The 22,321-nt window shown below is 45.4% G+C and carries 21 protein-coding genes; 11 read left to right on the top strand and 10 right to left on the bottom strand.

Going from position 1 to position 22,321, the window contains the following annotated elements; translation table 11 throughout:
• The first annotated feature begins 55 nt into the window (after positions 1-55).
• From ICE93_RS02640 to ICE93_RS02620, 5 genes are all read left to right on the top strand, one after another.
• Positions 56-610 (top strand): glutathione peroxidase, encoded by a 555-nt coding sequence (locus ICE93_RS02640; protein ID WP_370624619.1) that lies wholly within the window; start codon positions 56-58, stop codon positions 608-610.
• Positions 607-1,983, top strand: a complete 1,377-nt coding sequence (locus tag ICE93_RS02635; RefSeq protein ID WP_216185316.1) for an FAD-dependent oxidoreductase — start codon at positions 607-609, stop codon at positions 1,981-1,983. The genes ICE93_RS02640 and ICE93_RS02635 overlap by 4 nt, the downstream gene beginning before the upstream one ends.
• Entirely contained in the window at positions 1,983-2,768 is a 786-nt protein-coding gene (locus ICE93_RS02630) for a DUF1365 domain-containing protein (RefSeq protein ID WP_216185313.1), read from the top strand. The genes ICE93_RS02635 and ICE93_RS02630 overlap by 1 nt, the downstream gene beginning before the upstream one ends.
• 107 nt (positions 2,769-2,875) lie before the next feature.
• Positions 2,876-4,060 carry a cyclopropane-fatty-acyl-phospholipid synthase family protein gene (locus tag ICE93_RS02625; RefSeq protein ID WP_255554458.1) on the top strand — a complete coding sequence of 395 codons (1,185 nt, stop codon included), beginning with the start codon at positions 2,876-2,878 and terminating at the stop codon, positions 4,058-4,060.
• On the top strand, positions 4,057-4,833 hold the full coding sequence (locus tag ICE93_RS02620; protein WP_216185307.1) for an SDR family oxidoreductase: 777 nt from the start codon (positions 4,057-4,059) through the stop codon (positions 4,831-4,833). The genes ICE93_RS02625 and ICE93_RS02620 overlap by 4 nt, the downstream gene beginning before the upstream one ends.
• 28 nt (positions 4,834-4,861) lie before the next feature.
• On the opposite strand, the gene ICE93_RS02615 is transcribed toward ICE93_RS02620, so the two are convergent.
• From ICE93_RS02615 to argS, 3 genes are read right to left on the bottom strand one after another with little or no spacing between them, the layout of a single operon-like run.
• Positions 4,862-5,509, bottom strand: coding sequence for a thiol:disulfide interchange protein DsbA/DsbL (locus ICE93_RS02615; RefSeq protein ID WP_216185304.1), 648 nt, complete (start codon positions 5,507-5,509; stop codon positions 4,862-4,864).
• On the bottom strand, positions 5,506-6,132 hold the full coding sequence (locus ICE93_RS02610) for an SPOR domain-containing protein (protein ID WP_216185301.1): 627 nt from the start codon (positions 6,130-6,132) through the stop codon (positions 5,506-5,508). Before ICE93_RS02610 ends, ICE93_RS02615 begins: the two co-directional genes overlap by 4 nt.
• A gap of 36 nt (positions 6,133-6,168) precedes the next feature.
• Entirely contained in the window at positions 6,169-7,896 is a 1,728-nt protein-coding gene (gene argS / locus ICE93_RS02605) for an arginine--tRNA ligase (protein ID WP_216185298.1), read from the bottom strand.
• A gap of 35 nt (positions 7,897-7,931) precedes the next feature.
• Between argS and ICE93_RS02600 the strand changes: the two genes are divergently transcribed.
• Complete coding sequence (locus ICE93_RS02600) at positions 7,932-8,249, top strand: DUF1840 domain-containing protein (RefSeq protein WP_216185295.1); 318 nt, start codon at positions 7,932-7,934, stop codon at positions 8,247-8,249.
• Here ICE93_RS02600 and metH read toward each other — a convergent pair.
• Positions 8,246-10,996, bottom strand: coding sequence for a methionine synthase (gene metH / locus ICE93_RS02595; RefSeq protein WP_216185291.1), 2,751 nt, complete (start codon positions 10,994-10,996; stop codon positions 8,246-8,248). The genes ICE93_RS02600 and metH overlap by 4 nt on opposite strands.
• Entirely contained in the window at positions 10,993-12,057 is a 1,065-nt protein-coding gene (locus ICE93_RS02590; RefSeq protein ID WP_216185288.1) for a homocysteine S-methyltransferase family protein, read from the bottom strand. The genes metH and ICE93_RS02590 overlap by 4 nt, the downstream gene beginning before the upstream one ends.
• Positions 12,058-12,132: 75 nt before the next feature.
• Here ICE93_RS02590 and ICE93_RS02585 point away from each other — a divergent pair, with 75 nt between their 5' ends.
• Positions 12,133-12,582, top strand: coding sequence for a PhaM family polyhydroxyalkanoate granule multifunctional regulatory protein (locus ICE93_RS02585; RefSeq protein WP_216185285.1), 450 nt, complete (start codon positions 12,133-12,135; stop codon positions 12,580-12,582).
• On the opposite strand, the gene ICE93_RS02580 is transcribed toward ICE93_RS02585, so the two are convergent.
• Positions 12,494-13,579 carry an MBL fold metallo-hydrolase gene (locus ICE93_RS02580; RefSeq protein ID WP_216185282.1) on the bottom strand — a complete coding sequence of 362 codons (1,086 nt, stop codon included), beginning with the start codon at positions 13,577-13,579 and terminating at the stop codon, positions 12,494-12,496. The genes ICE93_RS02585 and ICE93_RS02580 overlap by 89 nt on opposite strands.
• 42 nt (positions 13,580-13,621) lie before the next feature.
• Between ICE93_RS02580 and ICE93_RS02575 the strand changes: the two genes are divergently transcribed.
• On the top strand, positions 13,622-13,798 hold the full coding sequence (locus tag ICE93_RS02575) for a DUF1289 domain-containing protein (RefSeq protein WP_216185279.1): 177 nt from the start codon (positions 13,622-13,624) through the stop codon (positions 13,796-13,798).
• 23 nt (positions 13,799-13,821) lie between these two features.
• Here the strand turns inward: ICE93_RS02575 and ICE93_RS02570 are convergent, their stop codons facing one another.
• A complete protein-coding gene (locus ICE93_RS02570) occupies positions 13,822-14,805 on the bottom strand; it encodes an MDR family oxidoreductase (protein ID WP_216185276.1) in 984 nt (327 codons plus the stop codon).
• A gap of 87 nt (positions 14,806-14,892) precedes the next feature.
• Here ICE93_RS02570 and ICE93_RS02565 point away from each other — a divergent pair, with 87 nt between their 5' ends.
• Genes ICE93_RS02565 through ICE93_RS02555 form a run of 3 tightly spaced genes read left to right on the top strand, consistent with a single transcriptional unit; the run spans position 14,893 to position 16,387 of the window.
• Positions 14,893-15,189: a hypothetical protein gene (locus tag ICE93_RS02565; protein ID WP_216185274.1), complete on the top strand. Its 297-nt coding sequence runs from the start codon at positions 14,893-14,895 to the stop codon at positions 15,187-15,189.
• Between the two features lie 9 nt (positions 15,190-15,198).
• Positions 15,199-15,699, top strand: a complete 501-nt coding sequence (locus tag ICE93_RS02560; RefSeq protein WP_216185270.1) for a flavin reductase family protein — start codon at positions 15,199-15,201, stop codon at positions 15,697-15,699.
• Between the two features lie 25 nt (positions 15,700-15,724).
• Complete coding sequence (locus tag ICE93_RS02555) at positions 15,725-16,387, top strand: glutathione S-transferase family protein (RefSeq protein ID WP_216185266.1); 663 nt, start codon at positions 15,725-15,727, stop codon at positions 16,385-16,387.
• An 18-nt stretch (positions 16,388-16,405) separates the two neighbouring features.
• Here the strand turns inward: ICE93_RS02555 and ICE93_RS02550 are convergent, their stop codons facing one another.
• From ICE93_RS02550 to ICE93_RS02540, 3 genes are all read right to left on the bottom strand, one after another.
• Positions 16,406-19,441 carry an efflux RND transporter permease subunit gene (locus ICE93_RS02550; RefSeq protein ID WP_216185263.1) on the bottom strand — a complete coding sequence of 1,012 codons (3,036 nt, stop codon included), beginning with the start codon at positions 19,439-19,441 and terminating at the stop codon, positions 16,406-16,408.
• Positions 19,442-19,448: 7 nt separating this feature from the next.
• Positions 19,449-20,588 (bottom strand): efflux RND transporter periplasmic adaptor subunit, encoded by a 1,140-nt coding sequence (locus tag ICE93_RS02545; protein WP_216188234.1) that lies wholly within the window; start codon positions 20,586-20,588, stop codon positions 19,449-19,451.
• A 169-nt stretch (positions 20,589-20,757) separates the two neighbouring features.
• A complete protein-coding gene (locus ICE93_RS02540; RefSeq protein ID WP_255554457.1) occupies positions 20,758-22,308 on the bottom strand; it encodes an efflux transporter outer membrane subunit in 1,551 nt (516 codons plus the stop codon).
• Between the last annotated feature and the right edge of the window lie 13 nt (positions 22,309-22,321).

The following is a 22,321-nucleotide window of genomic DNA, read 5'->3' as shown; positions in this document are numbered from 1 at the left end:
TTAGACTTGGTCTCTACCTAGTGAAATTTAAAGGCGCAATATGCACCGCAACCTAATGAATTGGCTCTTTGGCTTATGTGCCCTCCTATCCGGACTGCAAATTGCCAATGCCGCAAGCAGCTGTAGCCCACTCCTTTCTCATACCCTCCCTCGTTTACAGGATGAGGCGCCACAAAACCTTTGCCAATACCAAGGTAAAGTCATTCTGGTTGTAAATACAGCTAGCTTCTGCGGTTTTACAAGTCAATACGAGGGTCTTGAGAAGATTTATGCCAAATATAAAGACCAAGGTTTTGTAGTGCTGGGTTTTCCTTCCAATGATTTTGGGCAGCAAGAGCCAGGTAGCAATAAAGACATTGCTGATTTTTGTAAAAATACCTATGACGTGAAGTTCCCAATGTTTTCAAAAAGCGCAGTCTCGGGTAGCAACCCAAATCCTTTATTTAAGATGTTGATTGCCAAAACAGGTACAACACCTAAATGGAACTTTTATAAGTACTTGATAGATCGCAATGGTAATGTGATTGACTCTTACGGAAGTATGACCAAACCAACTAGCAGTAGTATCACCAATCAAATTGAAAAGCTTTTAGGAGAAAAGGTCCAGTGAGTCAAAAACGAATTGCCATCATTGGCGCAGGTATCTCTGGACTAGGTTGCGCATACGCCTTAAGACAACACCCTGAATTTGAAATTACCCTATATGAATCTGGTGATCACATTGGCGGGCATAGTAATACGGTAGATTTCACTTACAACATCAATGGAGACAAAGTGACCTATGGTGTGGATACTGGCTTTCTAGTTTTCAATCGCAAAACATATCCCCGCCTAGTTCGACTGTTCGAGGAAATTAAAGCTCCTGTAGCCCCCTCAGAGATGTCTTTTTCTGTTTCTATTGATGCCTCTATGAAGTCGGGCTCAAATAAAAAGATTGAGTGGGCAGGTAACGATATCAATTCTTTTTTCGGTCAGCGCTCCAACCTTCTGTCCCCCTCTTTTTGGCGCATGGCTTATGACATCTTGCGCTTTAACCGTTTAGCCACCCAGTTAGCGCATGACCAGATTGATGCAGGCCATCAGTACAAAGAGCCAGATGAAAAAATTGCTGATTTTTTAAAACGTCATCGTTTCAGTCAAAGTTTTAAAGAAAATTATTTCCTGCCGATGATTGGCGCAATCTGGTCATGCTCTGTCGAGCAGATGCTTGAATTTCCCATTCAAACTATGGTGCATTTTTGTCATAACCATGGACTTTTGCAAATTCAAAATCGCCCACAATGGCTAACCATCAAAGGCGGTTCGCGCGAGTACGTAAAAAGAATTGTTGCTGCGATAGAAAAACATGGCGCAACCATCAAGCGCGAATGCGTTCTGCGAGTTAATGCAGGTCATGATAACGGTCAAGTGGAGGTGGTCACTCAGGCTGGCTCGACCTACTTTGATGAAGTCATCATGGCTTGCCACAGCGATCAAACATTAGACCTGGTTCACGGCATTGATCAGCAAGCCAGAAATATTTTGGCTGCTATTCCCTATCAAAAGAATCGTGCCATCTTGCACACAGATACCCACTTCTTGCCTGAGGCAAAACGTTGTTGGGCCGCCTGGAACTACACCGCTAAATCTGGTGATCAGCCAAATGCAAGGCAACACGTCAGCGTAAATTATTTCATTAATCGCCTACAACCACTTCCAGACCAACTCAAAGATATACAAATTATTGTTAGCCTAAATCCTTCCGAAGAGCCAGATCCGAAACTAGTCCATCAAGAGATTCACTATTCGCACCCTGTCTTTGATATGAACGCAATCCAAGCCCAGAGAGAGCTCCCATTGATTCAAGGCTCATCATCCATTTGGTATTGCGGCGCTTGGACGGGCTTTGGTTTTCATGAGGACGGCTTGCGCTCCGGTGAACTAGTCGCAGAAGCCTTAATTGAAAGCATTCGTCAGCCTATTAAGGTCAAACAAGATAGTTAATGGCGCAAGCAAAGATCAACTTTGGGGTAGTAAAGCACCAGCGCATTCGGCCTGCTAGGAATGCTTTTGGCTATGGGGTGTTCACTGTATCGATTCCAATGCGTGCTCGTAAGGCCAATCCAAATCTACTTAAGGATTGCGGCCTAAGTGATAACCGCTGGGGGTTATGTACATTTTTTGATAAGGATCATGGCCTAGGAGATGCGAATAGCCTTGCCTGGATCGAAAAAATTCTTGCTGATAACCAAGTCTCCCATATAAACGGTGAAATCTGGTTACAAACCTTTCCAAGGGTCCTGGGGTATGTCTTCAATCCAGTGAGTTTCTGGATATGCTCTCGAGCCGATGGCAAAGTGCAAGCGGTGCTTGCCGAAGTAAATAATACTTTTGGCGAACGTCATTGCTACTTACTCCACAAAGATTCAGGCGAAGAGTTGCACTCCGGCGAAACGCTTACTAGCAAGAAAGTATTTCATGTTTCTCCATTTTGCGAAGTAAGGGGCGAATACCATTTCCGCTTCTTGTTTCCCCAAGACAGTAGTAGCGGGAAAAACAGTGTTTATCGCATTGAACTCCATGAAGACGGTCTACCCCTCATCAATACGAGCATTAGCGGCACTAGCCGCTCACTAAGTCGAACTAATATCATTGTGGCAATGCTCCGCTACCCTTTGATGAGTTTGGGCGTAATTTTCCGCATTCATTGGCAAGCATTGAAATTATGGATAAAAGGTGTACCCTTTCATTCAAAGCCCAAACCACCAGAACTTGAAGTTAGCAGATGAATCGCCCAGGACAATCCCTTCTCTCGAGACTAAATTTTTCTCGCCCCCAAGAGCAAGCTAGCTCTTCACATAAGCACCAAATTAGCGCAAAGGCACTTTTAACGCTCTTGACCCAGCTTAGCAGCGGCTACTTGAAGATGACTCTGCCGGATGGGGATAAAAAAGAATTCGGTAACCGCAGCGATCAATTGCATGCTGAAATTCATATTCAGGAATGGTCGGTATTTAAAGAAATCATGTCTCATGGAGACATTGGTTTTGCAGAGAGCTACATTCAAGGCAAATGGAATACTCCAGATCTCAAGGCATTGCTTGAGTTAGCCATTCGCAATCGAACTATCTTAGAAAAAGCCATCTATGGCAATTGGTATGGATCTACTTTTTATCGTCTTAAACATTGGTTAAGGGATAACAGTAAAACAGGTAGTCGCAAAAACATTCACGCTCACTACGACCTAGGCAACGCCTTCTACACCCTGTGGCTCGACCCAACCATGAGCTACTCCAGCGCCTGGTTCTCAGAGGGAGATAAGCAAGGATTGGCCGATGCTCAACGCGCAAAAATTAGACGCATTCTGGAATCTCTTGAAACAAAACCTGGAGATCATATCTTAGAGATTGGCTGTGGTTGGGGTGGGGTAATGGAAGAGTCACTGCGCACCAACAGAGCAATAACTGGCCTCACTTTATCTACAGAACAAAAAGCTTTTGCTGAGAAACGTCTTCTGGCGATACAAAATGCAATGGTAAGTGCGCCGTCATTTGAGGTGCGGCTCCAAGACTATCGGGACTGCCAAGAAAAATTTGATGGTATCGCCTCAGTAGAAATGTTTGAAGCGGTTGGTGAAAAGCATTGGCCAGAATACTTTAAAACGATTGCCCAATGCTTAAAAGCTGGTGGCAAAGCTTGCGTTCAGACTATTGTTATTGCTGAAGATCTTTTCGAGCGCTATCGACGCAATACTGACTTCATTCAGCAATATGTCTTTCCAGGTGGAATGTTGCCATCTCGGGAGAGCTTTAAGGCGAGCGCCGCAAAAGCCGGTTTACGAATCGAGCAAGAATTTGCTTTTGGCTCTGACTATGCAAAAACACTTTGCTTATGGAGAGATAGTTTTAATCACAAACTTCAGGAAATACGCCAGCTAGGCTTTGACGAAGCCTTTATTCGTCTCTGGAACTTTTACTTAATGTACTGTGCAGCCGGCTTTACAGAGCGCAACATTGATGTAGTGCAATTTACCCTCAGTCATCAACCATCAAGAGCATCCTCTGATGCGCTAAGCGCATGAAACAATCCGGAATAGATAATTTCTCAGGGAAAAGAGTCTGGGTCATTGGCGCATCTAGTGGGATCGGCGAAGCCTGTGCGAAGGCTTTGTTACTTCAAGGCGCTAAGGTTGCCCTCTCCAGTCGCAGAGCAGAGCGCTTAAATCAAATTGCTCTTAATGGGGATACAAATCAAACGCTCGTTATTCCACTTGACGTTACTAATGATGAACAACTACAGGAGGGGTATAAAACCATCCTCAATGCCTGGGGCGGCATTGACCTCCTGCTTTTCGTATCTGGCATGTATGTACCCCTTCGTGCGGATAGCTTTGATATTCAGATTGCCGAGAAGACGATTAATGCCAACCTTTTAGGACCAATGAGGGCCGTTGCATTGGTCACCCCCGATATGCTTAAAGCCCGCTCAGGTCACATTGCTATCGTTGGCAGTGTGGCAGGATATAGCGGCCTACCAAAAGCCCTGGCTTATGGTCCAAGCAAAGCAGCGATCATCAATTTTTGTGAAAATTTATATTACGACTTACTACCTACGGGTGTCAGCGTACATATGATCTCCCCAGGCTTTGTTGCCACAGAAGCTACGGCACAGAATGACTTTGAAATGCCTGCCTTAATTAGTGCCGAAGTAGCAGTCAACGAAATTTTGGATGGTATTCATAGGGGAGAATTTGATATTCACTTCCCAAAACGATTCTCGAGATTTTTAAAGTTTCTCCGAATCTTGCCGTACCCAATCTACTTTTGGATTGTGCGTCGCTTCGTAAAAATCTAAGGAATGGCAGAGCAATACTTATTTAAAGCTATTGCTTGTACTTATTTTTACGAATTTTTTCTTCCAAGTAATCCATAACTAAGATTGCCTTAGCTTTCGTGCCAGCAATGGATGGTGATGTCACATACTTGCCCTGCATCACAATAGTAGGTACGCCATCAATTCGATAGGACTCAGCCATTTGCTTGGCAGCACGTGCTTTAGAAATCACCGCAAATGAACGGTAAGTTGCCAAGAACGTATTGCGGTCTATTCCCTGGGATGCAACCCAATCGGCAATCTCTGGCTCAGTTAAAAGACGTTTGTTTTCTTTATGCATTGCGTACATAACTTTTTCATTGAGAGCATCGCCTTTGCCCATCGCCTCAAGGGCATAAAACAACTGGCTATGCGGCATGAAGTCATCACGAAAAGCTACGGGAACTCTTTTGAAAACAACATCTTTAGGCTGACGCTTTACCCAGCTACTAAGCTCAGGCTCAAAGTCATAACAATGTGGGCAACCGTACCAAAAGAATTCGATAACCTCTACTTTCCCTTTGGTCTCTACCGGCTGGGCAATAGGCAATATGCGGTAATCAAAACCTTCTTCAATTTTTTGCCCTTGAGCACTTACAAAGCCACTCAAAGAAAGAAGTGCAAATACTGTAATTAATCTTTTGCTAAATGAAATCATGATTTACTAGATTTGATTAAGGTTGGTTTGATGCCCATGCCATTCAATTTATCGCGAACAGGATTACTATCTTCCACGCTGTTATATGGACCTACACGAACACGCCAGAGGGTATTGCCATCAGCCGTCACCTCACTTAACTGCGCCTGAATTCCCTGAATAGCTAAATTGGCTTTTTGCACATCTGCATCGGCGCGCTTATTAAATGCGCCTACTTGCAAGAAATAAATAGAGTCAGATTTTGCTGTCGGAGCTACTTCGGCAGGCTTGTCAGCAGATTTCTTGTCGTTCACCAAATCGCCAATCGGATCTGCTGATGTTGGCGCTGGTGATTTGCCATGAAGTGGCTTATTTAGATCTACAGGCTCGGCAGGAGTAGCTACTTCGCCTTCAGTAGGCGCAGGAGAAGGTTTGATAGTCAATGGAAGACTGGGGGCACGCATGCCCGGTCTTTCTTGAGGTGTATTTTTGGAGAGGTAAAAGGCGATTACAAACGCAATCCCAAGACCAGCACCCAAACCCAAAATAAAGCCAAGGATAGTGCCGCCATATTGGGTGTTTTTGCCATCAATACTGCCAATGCGCTTTTCGAAGCCAGTTTTCTGATTCGGTGTTTTCATCATTTCCCCCATCTTACATCTACACCCCGCACCTCGCCATTACATCTTTGCTGGCGCGGATACTCCGAGTACTTTTAAGCCATTTTGCAACACCTGACGTGTTGCAGACAACAGCGCAAGACGTGCTAACTTTAAATTCTGATCATCCACCAATACGCGATCGGCATTGTAGAAAGTGTGGAAATCCCCCGCTAAATCACGCAGGTAAAACGCTAATGCATGAGGGGCCAACTCTTCAGCAGCAGTTGTCAGCATTTCTGGATATTCCGCCAAACGACGTAGTAAATGATCCGATGCTTTACTTTGTAAAAGGGATAAATCCGCCCCAACTAAATCCGCTGTTTGCCCGCCCCATTGCTGCAAGATTGAACTGATGCGTGCATGTGCATACTGCACATAGAACACTGGATTCTCATCATTTTGCTGCAAGGCTAAATCAATATCAAAAACAAATTCGGTATCTGCTTTACGCGATATCAAGAAAAAGCGTACAGCATCACGACCGCGCTGCAATGCTGCTTCTCTTTCTTCTGGAGTCATCTCTGGAGTGACGCCACCAGACCACTCAATCAAATCTCGGACCGTTACATATGAGCCAGCACGCTTAGAAATTTTTACTTCTTCACCATGACGCATCACAGTCACCATCTTATGCAAGACATAATCTGGGTAGGTTTTAGGGATATCCCAACCACGCTTCTGCGCTACACCCTGCAAGCCAGAGCGTACGCGCGCAATTGTCCCGTGATGATCGCTACCTTGCACATTAATCACCTTCTGAAAGCCACGACTCCACTTGCTGGTGTGGTACGCAACATCCGGAACAAAATAGGTAAAGCTGCCATCTGACTTACGCATCACACGATCTTTATCATCACCATCATCTGTAGTTTTTAACCATAGCGCGCCTTCAGCCTCATAGGTCTTGCCTATGTTTTGTAGATCACCAACAATTTGAGCAACGCTTCCGTCGGTGTACAAAGAGGACTCAAGGTAATAGCAATCAAATTTAACGCCGAAGGTTTTTAAATCAATATCTTGCTCATTGCGCAGATAGGCAACTGCAAACTGACGAATCGCCTCAATGTCGTCTTTATATTCTGGTGAGGCTTTAAAAGCTGTCGCAATCTCTGCAATATATTCGCCGTTATAAGCTTGCTCAGGCCAATTCGCATCACCTGGCTTTAAGCCTTGTAAACGAGCCTGAACTGATAACGCTAAATTTGCAATCTGCACACCGGCATCGTTGTAATAAAACTCTCGATGAACTTTGATACCTTGGGTTGCTAATAAGTTTGCCAAAGCGTCACCAAGTGCCGCCTGACGTCCATGACCGACATGTAAGGGGCCGGTTGGATTGGCAGAGACAAACTCAATCATGGCGCTTGGTGCAGACCCAGCATCTAAAGTAGATTCACCAAAATGCGTACCGGAGGAGAGTATCTCTTGTACTACAGCAGTTTTAGCAGCATTACTCAGGCGGAAATTGATAAAGCCAGGACCAGCGATTTCATAGGATGAAAGCAACTCATTAAAGCCATTCTCTTGCTGTAAACGCTCAACCAAGGCTTGAGCGAGCTCGCGTGGATTGAGCTTCCAGGCCTTCGAAAGCTGGAGGGCGATATTGCATGCGACATCCCCATGATCAACAGCCTTAGGACGCTCTAAACGGGGTTTAGGAGGCGCCTCTAGGCCGCGCTCCTGAGCCAAGCCTGCCAGCGCAGTACTCAGCATTTCAATTAAGCGATTTTTATTAATAGACAACATAGATAAGTGAGTTTATCAGGTGGTAAGCTATCGAAATGATCTATCAATTTCGCTCAAAAGCTGGTCCAGACGTCATCATGCTGGCGGATCTGACCAAACGAATTTTTGATATTTTGGGGCGCCCCCTAGAACCTCGCGGAATCCTAACGGTTGAGCAACTTCCTGACCTGATCACTGCTCTAGAAACCGCCATTCTCAAAGATCTTGAAGAGCGCGCAAAAGTGAATGAAGACTCCGAAAATGGTACCGAGAAGCCTAAGTTGGCTGATCGCCTTGGACAACGAGCCTACCCATTTCTAGAGCTCATGAAGCAAGCAAAGTCCAAAGATGAACCTGTCATGTGGGGCGTTTAGTCCAACAGACTTGCTAGCTGGCGGCGGGTGTCTTCAACGCTTTGGCCACGACGTTTTGCCAAATCCTCAACCTGATCATCAGAAAGTCTGCCGACATTGAAATAGCGCGCGTCTGGGTGAGCTAGATAAAAACCACTCACACTAGACGCAGGATTCATTGCCATAGACTCAGTCAGGGTCATGCCAATATCTTCTGAACCAATGACACGTAACAAATCCTCTTTGACCTCATGAGCAGGGCAAGCTGGATAGCCAGGTGCTGGACGAATACCGCGGTACTCTTCGTTAATCATTTGATCGTTCGTCAAAATCTCATCGCTTACATAACCCCAAAGATCTGTACGCACACGATGGTGCATTAACTCCGCAAATGCTTCTGCAAGACGATCCGCCAAGGCCTTTAACATAATGGCACTGTAGTCATCATTCTTCGCCTGAAACTCAGCCACTTTCTTTTCAACGCCATGACCAGTGGTGACTGCAAAACAACCAAGATAGTCCGCAACGCCAGAATCTTTTGGCGCAACGTAATCAGCCAAACAACGATTCGGTCTACGCACGCCATCTACCACTGGACGCTCAGATTGTTGACGCAAGTTATGCCAAACAAACAATGGGTGCTCGCGAGCTTCATCGCTATAGAGAACAATGTCATCACCAATCGCATTGGCAGGATAGAAGGCAACTACAGCATCGGCTTGTAGCCATTGACCTTTAATGAGTTTATCGAGCAAAGCTTGGGCATCGGCATACACCTTACGAGCCTCAACCCCTACAACCTCATCATCAAGAATGGCAGGAAACTTACCTGCCAAGTCCCAAGTCTGAAAGAACGGTGTCCAGTCGATGTATTTTGCAATCTCGCTTAGTGCAAAGTTTTTAAATACACGACGGCCAATAAATTTAGGCTTCTCAGGAACATATGAAGCCCAATCAATCATCTCACGATTCTTGCGAGCTGCCTCTAAAGAAATTGTTGGTACAGCTTTCTTGTTTGCATGTTGCTCACGAATACGTACATAGTCATCGCGCAATTCTTGGATGAATTTCTTAGCACTCTCATCAGACAACAAGCTAGAGGCCACAGATACCGAGCGAGATGCATCTGGCACGTAGACTACTGGGCCATCGTAATGCGGAGCAATTTTCACCGCAGTATGTACACGAGAAGTAGTAGCGCCACCAATCATGAGTGGAATTTGACGCTCACGGAAATAATCATCACGCTGCATCTCTTGTGCAACATAAGTCATCTCTTCGAGCGATGGGGTAATCAAGCCAGATAAACCAACAATATCCGCATTCTCTTCCTTGGCACGCTTCAGAATTTCAGCGCAAGGAACCATCACACCCATATTAGCAACTTCAAAGTTATTGCATTGCAGAACAACGGTAACAATATTTTTACCAATATCGTGCACGTCACCCTTCACAGTGGCCATCACAATCTTGCCTTTGGCTTTAGCCTCACCACCAGCAGCAATATGTTGACGCTTCTCTTCTTCAATATATGGAATCAAAATGGCAACGGCTTGTTTCATCACGCGTGCACTCTTAACAACTTGAGGCAAGAACATCTTTCCGGCACCAAATAGGTCGCCAACCACATTCATGCCGTCCATCAGCGGACCTTCAATCACTTCAATAGGCCTGCCACCAGCGCCCATAATTTCTGCACGCAACTCTTCTGTATCTTCTTCAATAAATGTCGTAATGCCATGCACTAGGGCATGCGTTAAGCGCTCACGCACTGGGGCTTCGCGCCACACCAAGTTTTCAACTTGCTTCGCGCCACCACCTTTAAATTGATCAGCAATATCAAGCAAACGCTCTGTTGGGGTTTTGCCATCTTTCTCTTTAAAGCGATTGAGCACCACGTCCTCGACGCGCTCGCGCAGTTCGGGATCTAAATCGGCGTATACGCCTAATTGACCAGCATTCACAATGCCCATATCCATACCCGCCTGAATGGCGTGGTACAGAAACACTGTATGGATTGCTTCACGTACACGGTCATTGCCGCGGAAAGAAAAGCTCACATTAGAAACACCACCACTTACCTTGGCGCCAGGAAGATTTTCTTTAATCCAACGGGTGGCATCAATAAAGTCAACAGCATAGTTGTCATGCTCTTCAATACCGGTAGCAATTGCAAAAATATTTGGATCAAAAATGATGTCTTCAGCTGGAAAGCCAATTTCATTTACTAAGATCTCATAGCATCGCTGACAAATTTCAGTCTTGCGCTTAAATGTATCCGCTTGACCGACTTCATCAAAAGCCATGACCACTGAAGCAGCGCCATAGCGACGAATTAAGCGCGCCTGCTTTCTAAATGGCTCTTCGCCTTCTTTTAAGGAAATCGAATTAACAATTGGCTTACCCTGAATGCATTTCAATCCCGCCTCGATCACACTCCACTTGGAGGAGTCAATCATGATGGGCACACGAGCAATATCAGGCTCAGATGCAATTAGGTTTAAGAAGCGAGTCATTGCCGCCTCAGAATCCAACATTGCCTCATCCATGTTGATGTCAATAACTTGAGCGCCATTTTCAACTTGCTGACGCGCCACTGCGAGCGCTTCATCAAATTCGTTATTCAAAATCATGCGAGCAAAGGCTTTTGAACCAGTGACGTTGGTGCGCTCACCAATATTTACAAAGCCAACATCGGCTGTAACATTAAATGGCTCAAGACCAGAAAGCTTCATTGCTGGCATGGCTTTTTTCTCGATCTTGCTCATGCTACCGCCTCAGTATTCTCTTTATAGAAAGCACGGGGCTTACGCTTAGCAACCGCATTGGCAATCGCGCGGATGTGATCTGGTGTAGTCCCGCAACAACCACCAACCAAATTAACTAGACCATCTTTAGCAAACCCATCTACCAGGCTTGAAGTGATTTCAGGCGTCTCATCAAAGCCGGTATCGCTCATTGGGTTAGGCAGGCCAGCGTTGGGGTAGCAAGATACAGCAGCATCACATATGCGAGCTAACTCTGCAATGTAAGGACGCATCAGTGCAGCACCGAGCGCACAGTTCAAACCAAACGTGAGCGGCTTAATATGACGCAAGCTGTTCCAGAAGGCTTCAACAGTTTGGCCAGAAAGAATACGTCCTGAAGCATCAGTCACCGTTCCCGAAATCATCACCGGCAAACGCTCTCCAGTCTCTTCAAAAAATTCATCAAGCGCAAAGAGAGCCGCTTTAGCATTGAGCGTATCGAAAATGGTTTCAACTAAAAATAAATCCACGCCACCAGCAAATAAACCTTCAATCTGTTCACGATACGAAGCGCGCAAAGCATCAAAGGTCACATTGCGTGCGCCTGGATCATTCACATCAGGCGAAATGCTTGCTGTCTTCGGCGTAGGCCCAATCGCGCCCGCAGCAAAACGTGGCCTATCTGGCGTACTGTATTTTTCACAAGCGGCGCGAGCCAATCTAGCGGAGACTTCATTCATCTCACGTGCCAGGCCAGCCATTTTGTAATCTTCTTGCGCGACTGAAGTTGCACCAAATGTATTGGTCTCAATAATGTCTGCGCCAGCATCTAAATACTGCTCATGAATCTTGCTAATAATTTGCGGTTGAGTCAGTACGAGCAATTCATTATTGCCTTTGATATCACCAGGATGGTCTGCAAAACGGGTGTTACTAGGCAAACCACGATAGTCAGCTTCGGTTAACTTGTACTGCTGAATCATGGTGCCCATAGCGCCATCCAAAATCAGGATGCGCTGCTTTAAAAGCTCAGGAAGCTTTTGACCGCGGGTGTAGGGCTGGGACAAACCATTAGATTGCATTGCTAAACCGGGATTAATCTCTAGAATCCCTTATTCTATTGGAAAAGACACTTTTCATTTACCCCGGAGCCCGCTATGTTTGGAACCATTCCAGAATTTAATCAAAGCCTAGATATGTTTAAAACCATGTGGGGACAAGGTGCGGCGGCTCAGGCTGGGCAATTCCCATTCACTGCAGACGCATCTAAGGCTGCTGGCGGCTTTGGAGCCGCTTTCCCTGGGCTAGATGTAGATGAGCTAGAAAAGCGCATTAAGGACCTTAAAAGCGTTGAAAACTGGCTCAATTTGAACCTCAACATCCTCAAGTCTACTATTCAGGGCTTAGAAGTTCAGCACGCCACCATGATGGCCCTCAAATCCTTTGGCGATGCCGTCTCTGCAGCAGGAGCAGCGGCTACAGCACCCAAGGAAGAGTCCGAGACAAAAACGACTAGCGCTAAACCGCGGAAAACCGCAACACGCCGTCGTCGCAAAGCTGGCGACGCAACTTACCTCGACGAAGTAGGTAATTCAGATGGGCAATAGCCTCACCCATTGCAAAAGTAAGCTGATGAATATCTAATTCGCGCTTAAACAAAACCGGCACAATCTCACGCGCATGTGCCGGTTTTTTACATGCGCCCAAAGTATCTGCTAAGCGTTCATCGTGATGCGCTTTCAATTGCACAATGCGCGGTCTGATTCCTATAAATGGCTTTCCGTGAGAAGGCAACACCAAAGTATCTTCAGGCAAAGCTAAATATTTTTCAATGGAGTCTAAGTACAGGCCCAATGGATCTGCATCTGGATCGGCATCATAGACACTTACATTAGTAGATATTCGGGGTAACAACATATCTCCAGAGATGAGTACACCAAGCTCTTTGCAAAACAGAGAGGCATGTTCAGGCGCATGCCCATACCCCATAATCACTTGCCATGCATGCCCGCCAATAAAAATACTTTCACCATCAATAATGCGGCGATATTGACGCGGCACGCCGGGAACCATATTGCTGTAGTAATTTGAACGCGCTCGAATTTTTTCTAAATCTTCTGGAGCCGTTAATCCATGTCTTTGGAAATGGTCTGCAGAACCTCCGCTACCAGCGCGTGCGCCCACTGTAGCACCACCCTCTTTACAACTTAACCATTGAGCGGTCAAGTAATCTGTCATCGAGATCCATAAAGGTGCATTCCATTTTTCGCACAACCATTGCGATAAGCCCACATGATCAGGATGCATATGAGTCACGATGACACGCAAGACTGGCAAGCCTTCAAGCTGAGTATCAAAGACCTGCTCCCATGATGCTTTTGTCTCGTCGTTGGCAATACCGCAATCCACCATCGTCCAACCTGAAACACCGTTTATTTCATCACGCAGTAGCCATAGATTGATGTGGTCTAAGGCAAATGGTAGACGCATACGAATCCAGCGAACACCTGGCGCAACCTCAAGACTGCTACCCACTTCCGGAAGCGCATCTCCTAATGGATAATGGATCTCAGATTCAGCGCTTGCTTTGTTTTGAGTGTTCATGATTTAGCATAATTTCTTTTATCTTTTACTTCTAGGTTTGCCTTGACAACAGCTCCATCACCTTGCATTAATTGGTGTGACATTAATCCTGAAAATGGTTACTGTCGTGGCTGCTATCGTACCCTGAATGAGATTGCTGATTGGTCAGATATGACAAATTCAGAGAAGCTTGAGGTTTGGGCACAACTATCTATTCGCAAACCCCAAGCACCGCAATAAAACTTTTTTATATTTCCATTTCTTTATTTATTGACGTCGACAATCAAGCGTCCACGTACATTACCCGCCATTAATTCTTGTGCATATTTAATGGATTCTTCAAGCGAAATTTCATGTGAAATTTCATCCAAAGTATTCAAATCCACCAATTTGCTTAGTTGCTCATATGCAGCAATTCTTTTTGCGCGTGGCACGGTCACACTATTGATGCCATAAAGGGTAACGCCTCGCAAAATAAATGGTGCAACAGTAGATGGAAAATCCATGCCTTGCGCTAATCCACAGGCCGCTACAGCACCATCACTCTTGGTTTGTGCACAAGCATTTGCCAAAGTATGACTACCAACGCTATCGACAACAGCAGCCCAACGCTCTTTTGCTAATGGCTTACCGGGTGCAGAAAAAGTGGCACGATCAATGACTTCAGCTGCTCCTAATTTTTTAAGGTAGTCCGCTTCGGCCATGCGACCAGTGCTGGCCACAACAGTGAAACCTAACTTACTAAGCAGCGTAATTGCAAAGCTGCCCACGCCTCCTGCAGCTCCTGTTACCAAAACTTCACCAACACTTGGCTTGAGTCCATGCTTTTGTAGCGCCATGACACAGAGCATCGCGGTATAACCCGCCGTACCAATTGCCAAAGCTTGTTTAGCGGTAAATCCCTTTGGTAATGGAATCAACCAATCGCTCTTTACACGAGCTTGCTGCCCTAGACCACCCCAATGTCCTTCGCCAACCCCCCAGCCATTCAGAAGCACCATATCACCAGCCTTGAAGTCGGGGCTAGAGCTTTCTATCACCTCGCCAGCAAAATCAATACCGGGAACCATTGGAAAACTACGCACCACTGGACCTTTGCCGGTAATGGCTAGGCCATCCTTATAGTTAAGCGTGGAATACAGCACCTTTACACGAACATCGCCCTCTGGGAGGCTAGCCTCATCTACCTGGGCCAATTCTGCGCGATAGCCTTGATCATTTTTAGTTACCAATATTGCTTTAAACATGTCTCATCCTTTAAGAGCGAGGTATTTCCCCGCAGCAATTGCTTAATAGGTTTATCCTAACGAGCATTGCTGATTATGGAGGTTTCCATGAAAAAAATTCTACTATTAACTGCGATTTCTAGCTCGCTACTATCTGGGTGCTATTCAACCCAGGTCAATATGTCGATGGGCAACATGCGCCTCATTAGCTCTAGCGCAGCCCCGCAGGATGTAATGGACTTCGCTACTAAAACCTGTAGAGATGATTTCTATGAAGGCGCCAGCTTTTTATCTAAAGCAGGCAAAGAATATCGCTTTAAGTGTGTAAAAGCCGAAGAAAACGAAATATTGATTCCTATTCCTGGCACAACCATTGCAGCTTCTGCAAAAACTGAAGCAAAGTAAATAAGACTGATGACCCCGTTTACCTCACAAGAGCTGCGCAAAGGTTTTTCATCGTTTGCAACCGGGGTCACTGTCATCACTTGCCTGGATGAAGAAAATAATTCCCACGGCATTACGATTAGCTCATTTAATACGGTCTCACTAGAGCCGCCACTGATCCTATGGAGCCTGAAGAAACATTCTCGCCTCATGCCTTGGGTTGAGCTCGGGAAAAAGCATTTGATTCATGTACTTGAGCGCTCACAAGAAAATCTAGCAATGCATTTTGCTACGGTGAAAGTAGATCAATTTAATGGCATCGACCATAAACTTGCAGCCAGTGGACTTACTCAAATTGATCATTGTGTAGCCTATTACGAATGCGAAACTGTTTGCGTTCACATTGGTGGCGATCACAATATTATTGTTGCCAAAGTCATTAACTTAAAAAATCATCCGGAACGAGAGCCTCTCATTTTTGCGCGCAGTAAATTTGTTGGACTCGATTTCACAGAAATCAAATCTAGCTAAAACAGCTACCTTCCAAGGAAATGCCATGATGCGTTTATGGGGTCGTAAAAGTTCTATTAACGTACAAAAAGTATTGTGGTGCCTGGCAGAGCTTGGCCTCAAAGAAGGAAAAGATTTTGAGCGTATCGATGCTGGCCTGCACTTTGGGGTCAACAACACGCCTGAGTTTTTAAAACTCAATCCAAACGGCTTAGTTCCTACCCTAGAAGATGGTGACGTTGTACTCTGGGAGTCCAATACCATCATGCGTTATTTGGCACGCCAGCATGACAAGGCTGGACGCTTTACTGCAGACGTCAAGATCCAATACGAATCTGAGAAATGGATGGATTGGCAATTGGGCACAATGTGGCCAGCGCTACGTATTGCATTTTTAGGTCTCACACGAACCCCAGAAGCCGAACGCAATCACGAGGCAATTTTGAAGGGCTACCAAGAAACTAACCGACTTCTTGGCACGTTGGATCAAGTACTCGCAAATCAAAGTTACTGCTCAGGCAATCAATTTCAGATCGGTGATATTGTTCTCGCCCTCTGTGTCAGCCGCTGGATTCTGCTAAACAAAACCTTCCCGCAGCAAACTGGAGAACGTGCAGATCTCAAGAATATTGAAGTATGGCTAAAACGCCTCGAAGAAGAAACTTGCCTTAACGATATTGCCGAGAAAGAACTCAATATCGTTAAGTAGTTTTTTTAATTTGTGTTTTTACTGCTGCTTAAATTTCTTAGCGTGGTGATCGGCGCCAATAAATAAATACATTGCCGGCACCACAAAGAGTGTGAAGAGAGTCCCAATCGATAAACCAGTAAAGATCACAATACCCATCGACTGTCTACCCGCAGCACCAGCACCAGAGGCAATCACCAACGGTAATACCCCTAAGACCATCGCAGCAGTCGTCATCAAAATAGGGCGCAAACGAACGCTGCTGGCCTCTACGATGGCATCGAGCTTGCTGCGCCCAGCTTCTTGTAATTCGTTAGCAAATTCCACGATCAAAATACCGTGCTTACTAATCAATCCCATCAGCGTAACTAATCCCACCTGGGTATACACATTTAAGGTGGTGAATCCTAGATTAATAAAGATCAGGGCACCAAACAAAGCCAAAGGCACAGAAACCAAAATCACAATCGGATCCCGGAAGCTTTCAAACTGAGCCGCAAGCACCAAAAACACAATCAAGATTGCGAAGAACATAGTGACTAAGAAGCCCCCAGACTCAGACATAAATTGACGTGATGGGCCAGCGTAATCCATGCTGTAACCATTAGGCGCAACTTCTTTCAAGGTCTGACGCATGAACTCCAGTAAATCTGCCTGCGAGATAAATGGCGTGCTTACACCTGAGATCGTCGCTGAGTTTAATTGTTGGAAGTGATTAATTGATTGCGGCACCACTCTTTGCTTAATGGATGCAATAGTACGCGCCTGAACCATGGCACCACTTGGAGTGCGGATATAGTAATCCAAGATTTGATCTGGATTTAAACGATCAACTTGTTTCACTTGTGGAATCACTCGATAAGAGCGTCCAGATACCGAGAAATAATTGACAAAGCCACCACCTAAAGCCGCGGAAAGCGATGCACCCACTTGTTGTTGTGTCATTCCCAAAGCAGCCACTTTTTCACGATCGATTTCCAAGACATCCTGCGGTTTATCAATCTTCAAATCCGAATCGACGAAGAAGAAGTTACCGCTTCTACGTGCTTTGTCCAGAACCGCTTGGGAGACTTCATTGAGCTGTGCATACGATTCTGTAGTATTGATCACCACCTGAACAGGTAAACCCTGCGCACCAGGCAATGCCGGGAATTGGAAAGCCGCTACACGTGCGCCTGCGATGGAATTCCATTTCTGCTGCATATCTTCTTGGAACTTGGTGGCGTTACGGTTACGCTCACCCCAGTCTTTGAGCAAAATACCGCCAAAGCTAGAGGTTGGGCTTGTGATCTGAAAAGCCTGCTCATACTCTGGTTCTGCAGCAGCGATTGCGTAAATTTGATCGGCATAAGTCTGCATTTGATTAACTGTACTATTAGGCGGTCCTGATGCTTGCATCAAAACAATGCCTTGATCTTCTGTTGGCGCTAATTCAGAACGCGCAGTTGCATAAAGATAGGTAACGCCACCAAGCAAAATGACACCCATCACAATGATGACTTGCCACGTACTTAATAATTCACGCAAAGTGTTTTGATAGCTGTGATGGACCTTATCAAAGATGTGATCAATCTTTTGCACAAATGATGAAGCTTCTTGTTCTTCGGTGAAGATACGAGAACACATCATCGGGGATAGCGTTAACGCAATCAATCCAGAAACCGCTACTGCACTAGCCAGGGTAAATGCAAATTCAGTAAATAAAGCGCCGGTTAAGCCACCCTGGAAGCCAATTGGGATATACACCGCAATCAACACAACTGTCATTGCCAAAATTGGGCCACCTAATTCACGCGCAGCAATTAATGAAGCCTCCAAGGGCGATTTACCCTCTTTCATATGACGGTCAACGTTTTCAACAACGATGATGGCGTCATCAACCACGAGCCCAATAGCCAGAACCAACGCTAAGAGAGTGAGCAAATTAATGGAATAACCCAAAATCTGCATTAGGAAGAATGTGCCGATGAGAGATAAAGGCATTGCAATAACTGGGACTGCAACTGCACGAGCACTGCCCAAGAAAAGGTAAATCACTGCTGTCACAATAATCAAAGCCTCTAACAAAGTGGAAATCACTTCATCAATAGAGCTAGTAATAAATTTGGTTGAGTCGTAAACAATCTTGCCAGTCATGCCAATTGGCAATTGCTTCTGAATATCAGGAACTACATCTCGAACACGTTGCGCAACATCTAATAGATTAGCCTGTGGCGCCACCTTAATCGCAATAAAGACAGAGCGCTTGCCGCTAAAGGCTACGTTGGTGTTGTAGTCCTCAGAACCTAAAGTGACATTAGCTACCTGCTCCAAATAAACAATATTTATGCCATCTCGTTTAATGACCAACCTACGAAACTCTTCCAGCGTATGTAAATCGGTGCCAGCAACCAAATCCACCGCCACCATATCGCCTTTGGTGCTACCAACGGCTGACAAGTAGTTATTTGCTGCCAAAGCGTTATAGACATCATCTGCACCAACACCCAAACCTGCCATCTTTTCGCGATCAAGCCAAGCACGCAAAGCAAACTTACGACCACCAGTAATTTCTGCGTTTTGAACGCCCTCTACAGAATCTAACTTCGGCTTTACAACACGTAATAAGTAATCAGTAATTGCGTTGTTGGGAATTTCATCGCTATAGAAACCCATGTACATGGCAGCAGTAGATTGACCAACCTGTACCGTCAAAATTGGTTGCTGTGCTTGGGGTGGCAGCTGATTCTTGACTGCACTAATTTGCGTTTGTATCTGCGTCAACGCTGCGTTTGAATCGTAATTCAACTTCAAGGTTGCAATAATGGTAGAGACACCGCTTACACTCGTTGAAGAGAGATAATCAATACCTTGCGCCTGCGCTATGGAGGCCTCTAGTGGCTGAGTAATAAAGCCCGCAATAGTCTCTGGGTCTGCGCCGAAGTAAGCGGTTGTAATGGTCACAATCGCATTTTGTGTTTGCGGATACTGATTTACTGGCAAGGAACCAATTGCCTTCAAACCAAAGATCAATACAAGAGCACTCACCACCATGGAGAGCACTGGCCTGCGGATGAATATGTCAGTCCAATTCATCTGCTATTTATTCCTGAGGCTTTGGATCAGGTGAGTTTGCTGGTAGCACCTTGTTGTTAATAATCAGTGGCGTGCCATTCTTTAACTTCAACTGACCACTAGTAACAACGGTTGCCCCCTCATCAACACCTTTGAGAATAGCCACTTGATCGCCACGTGTTAATCCAGTTGTTACAAATACTTGTTGCGCCTCAAGAGCGGGATTGCCTTTCTTATCCTTCTTGCCAGTCGGCTTAGCGATAAAGACTGTTGAACCATAAGGATTGTAAGTAACCGCCGTTTGCGGGAGCGTTAAGTACTTCACCTGATCGCCAAGCTTGATATTGACGTTAGCAAACATGCCCGGCAGAATTTTCTTATCTGGGTTAGCTAATTGAGCCTCAACCTGAATATTGCGGGTATTGGTATCTACCTTTGGGCTAACTGCTGTAATTTTCCCCGTGAAGCTGGCATCCTTAAATGCATCGGTTGTCACCACCACCTCTTGGCCAACCTGAATTTGTTCTGCATTATTTTGTGGCAAATTGAAATCCACAAAGATAGGATCTAAGGTTTGCAGCGTTAGTAACTTGTCTCCCGGGTTCACATACTGACCTGGATTGATAGCCACAATACCGATGCGCCCACTAAATGGCGCTTTAAGATTCTTCTTGGCTACTAATGCAGTCTGCTGCTCTACCTGAGCTTGCTTAGATTTGGCATCTGCAGCACTTGTATCAAAAACGTTTTTGCTAATTGCTTGAATTTCTAATTGCTGCCTATCGCGCTCATTAATTACCTTGGCTAAATCAGCCATGGCCTTTAATGAATTTAACTGCGCAACATCAGAAGCATCATTTAATTTAATCAGTAAATCACCTTCTTTGACATCTTGCCCAGACTTAATGGGCACCATTTGCACAAGGCCACCCAATTCAGTGCTGAGCTCAACGCCCCTGAATGCACGCACATTGCCTACGCTAGTTAATTTAGGCTGCCACTCTGAAGGTTCAATTACCATGGTGGAAACAGTTGCTGGAGGCAAGCCCATGCCAGCAATGAAATTTTTAATTAAAAAAGTCTTTAGCTGATTAAAAGCAAAAATTAAACCTAGCAATAGAAACACGCCACAAAGCATGATGGTCATACGGCGAGGTAGCGGCTCCATAGCCATTAATTTTTCATGCGCTTTAGTGCCGCGCCATTTTTGCCCCATACGAGCCCAAAAAGCTTTTGCTTTTTCCCAAAGGGCGATGGCTCTTTCACGCAATTTCCACTCAATTGCCTTGCGTTTGGTCCATACCCATAGGGCAAGAACCAAAGCAATGAGCTTGTTCTTAATTTTTTCCAGAAGTTTCATTTTGATCTTTGTTCGCTATGTCTTTTGGTTTAAAAGCAGGGCCATCACGATTCCACCAGCCACCACCCAGTGCTGCAAATAATGCTGCCGTATCTGAGAAACGAGTTGCTTGTGCAGAAACTGATTTCACTTTTGCTTGTTGATACTGATTTTGGTAATAAAGCACTGCCAAGTAACTTGCTGTGCCCAACTTGTATTGCTGCTGTACTAGATCTAAAGTTTCATAGGCATAACGCTCAGCGTCTGATGCCGACTTTAAGGCTTGGGCACCAGTCTCTAGAGCACGTAACGCATTAGCAACTTCTTGAAATGCATTTAAGACGGTTGCTTGATATTGAAAAGCTGCTTGCTCGTAATTGGCAATTGCGCCACGACGTTGTGCCAACAACTGACCACCCTGGAAGAGTGGTTGCAAAATACCGCCGCCTAAAGTCCATAGTGATGAGTTCGGCCCAAATAAATTACTTGAAGTGAGTGCGGCGGCACCAATGGATCCAGTGATATTAAATTGCGGCAATAAGTTAGCCGTTGCAACGCCCACAAAGGCATTCTGCGCTTTTAATTGTGCCTCTGCAGCACGCACGTCAGGACGTTGACGTACCAAGCTAGATGGCACAGAGAGAGGCAACTTCTCTGGCAATTTTAAATTTGCCAAATCAAACTTAGCAATATTGGCATTACTTGGAATCTCGCCCACAAGTACTGCCAACTGGTTACGAGCAAACGCTAAGTTTCTTTCGTAGTTGAATAGATCCACTTGAGAACTTGAAACTAATGTGCGTTGAGAGGTGACGTCTACTTTAGAAACTGTACCAATAAGTAACTGTTTTTCAGTTACTTCAGCAAGATTCGTTTGAGCTTTCAAAATTTCTTCTGTGGCCTGCATCTGAGCACGAAGAGCTGCCTCTCTAACTGCTCCAGTAACTACATTGGCCGTTAAAGAAAGATAGGCGCCCTCAAGCTGAAACTGTGCAACCTCTGCTTGCGCACGCGCACCTTCTACCGCTCGACGTGCCCCACCAAAAACATCTAGCTTATAAGTAACATTGACGCTAGTGTTGTAGAGGTTGTAGGTATCGGTACCATAATTCAAACCATAAACAGCAGAGGGTTGCTTCTGTCTTAATGCGTTTGCGCCAACGCCGATTGCCGGAAAGTACTGCCCACCAATTTGTGCATTGACGTTTTCTTGAGCCGCACGAAGTGCTGCATCTGCCGCACCCAAATTTGGATTTTGCTCTAGCGCTTTTTTAATAAGGGCATCAAGCTCTGGAGATTTATAAAGCTCCCACCATTGCGCCTCAATATCAGCGCCTTCAACAAACTCTTGATCACTACCACCAGGTACACCGGGAGCGGGTGTGAGTTTTTTAGATAGAGGGGTTTCAGTATACGAAGAAGTCTTGGGTGCTTCTGGTTGCTTAAAGTCTGGGCCAACCGCGCACGCAGAGAGAGTCCCCGCACAAATAAGCGAAAGAAAGTTCAAACGTGAGAACCGGGGCATCGACAAAAACATGGGTTGCAACAAATATCCTCTTTTA

Source organism: Polynucleobacter sp. MWH-HuK1 (assembly GCF_018881815.1).
Lineage (GTDB): Bacteria > Pseudomonadota > Gammaproteobacteria > Burkholderiales > Burkholderiaceae > Polynucleobacter.
Note: the sequence above shows the minus strand (reverse complement) of the source record. Positions and strands in the feature narration are given on the sequence as shown.

Coding starts and splice junctions, on each gene's coding strand:
- ICE93_RS02550 (WP_216185263.1), bottom strand. CDS start 19,441: ATGAATTGGACTGACATATTCATCCGCAGGCCAGTGCTCTCCATGGTG.
- ICE93_RS02630 (WP_216185313.1), top strand. CDS start 1,983: ATGGCGCAAGCAAAGATCAACTTTGGGGTAGTAAAGCACCAGCGCATT.
- ICE93_RS02580 (WP_216185282.1), bottom strand. CDS start 13,579: ATGAACACTCAAAACAAAGCAAGCGCTGAATCTGAGATCCATTATCCA.
- ICE93_RS02640 (WP_370624619.1), top strand. CDS start 56: ATGAATTGGCTCTTTGGCTTATGTGCCCTCCTATCCGGACTGCAAATT.
- ICE93_RS02590 (WP_216185288.1), bottom strand. CDS start 12,057: ATGCAATCTAATGGTTTGTCCCAGCCCTACACCCGCGGTCAAAAGCTT.
- metH (WP_216185291.1), bottom strand. CDS start 10,996: ATGAGCAAGATCGAGAAAAAAGCCATGCCAGCAATGAAGCTTTCTGGT.
- ICE93_RS02565 (WP_216185274.1), top strand. CDS start 14,893: ATGAAAAAAATTCTACTATTAACTGCGATTTCTAGCTCGCTACTATCT.
- ICE93_RS02585 (WP_216185285.1), top strand. CDS start 12,133: ATGTTTGGAACCATTCCAGAATTTAATCAAAGCCTAGATATGTTTAAA.
- ICE93_RS02620 (WP_216185307.1), top strand. CDS start 4,057: ATGAAACAATCCGGAATAGATAATTTCTCAGGGAAAAGAGTCTGGGTC.
- ICE93_RS02555 (WP_216185266.1), top strand. CDS start 15,725: ATGATGCGTTTATGGGGTCGTAAAAGTTCTATTAACGTACAAAAAGTA.
- ICE93_RS02600 (WP_216185295.1), top strand. CDS start 7,932: ATGATCTATCAATTTCGCTCAAAAGCTGGTCCAGACGTCATCATGCTG.
- ICE93_RS02560 (WP_216185270.1), top strand. CDS start 15,199: ATGACCCCGTTTACCTCACAAGAGCTGCGCAAAGGTTTTTCATCGTTT.
- ICE93_RS02615 (WP_216185304.1), bottom strand. CDS start 5,509: ATGATTTCATTTAGCAAAAGATTAATTACAGTATTTGCACTTCTTTCT.
- ICE93_RS02610 (WP_216185301.1), bottom strand. CDS start 6,132: ATGATGAAAACACCGAATCAGAAAACTGGCTTCGAAAAGCGCATTGGC.
- ICE93_RS02570 (WP_216185276.1), bottom strand. CDS start 14,805: ATGTTTAAAGCAATATTGGTAACTAAAAATGATCAAGGCTATCGCGCA.
- ICE93_RS02545 (WP_216188234.1), bottom strand. CDS start 20,588: ATGGAGCCGCTACCTCGCCGTATGACCATCATGCTTTGTGGCGTGTTT.
- argS (WP_216185298.1), bottom strand. CDS start 7,896: ATGTTGTCTATTAATAAAAATCGCTTAATTGAAATGCTGAGTACTGCG.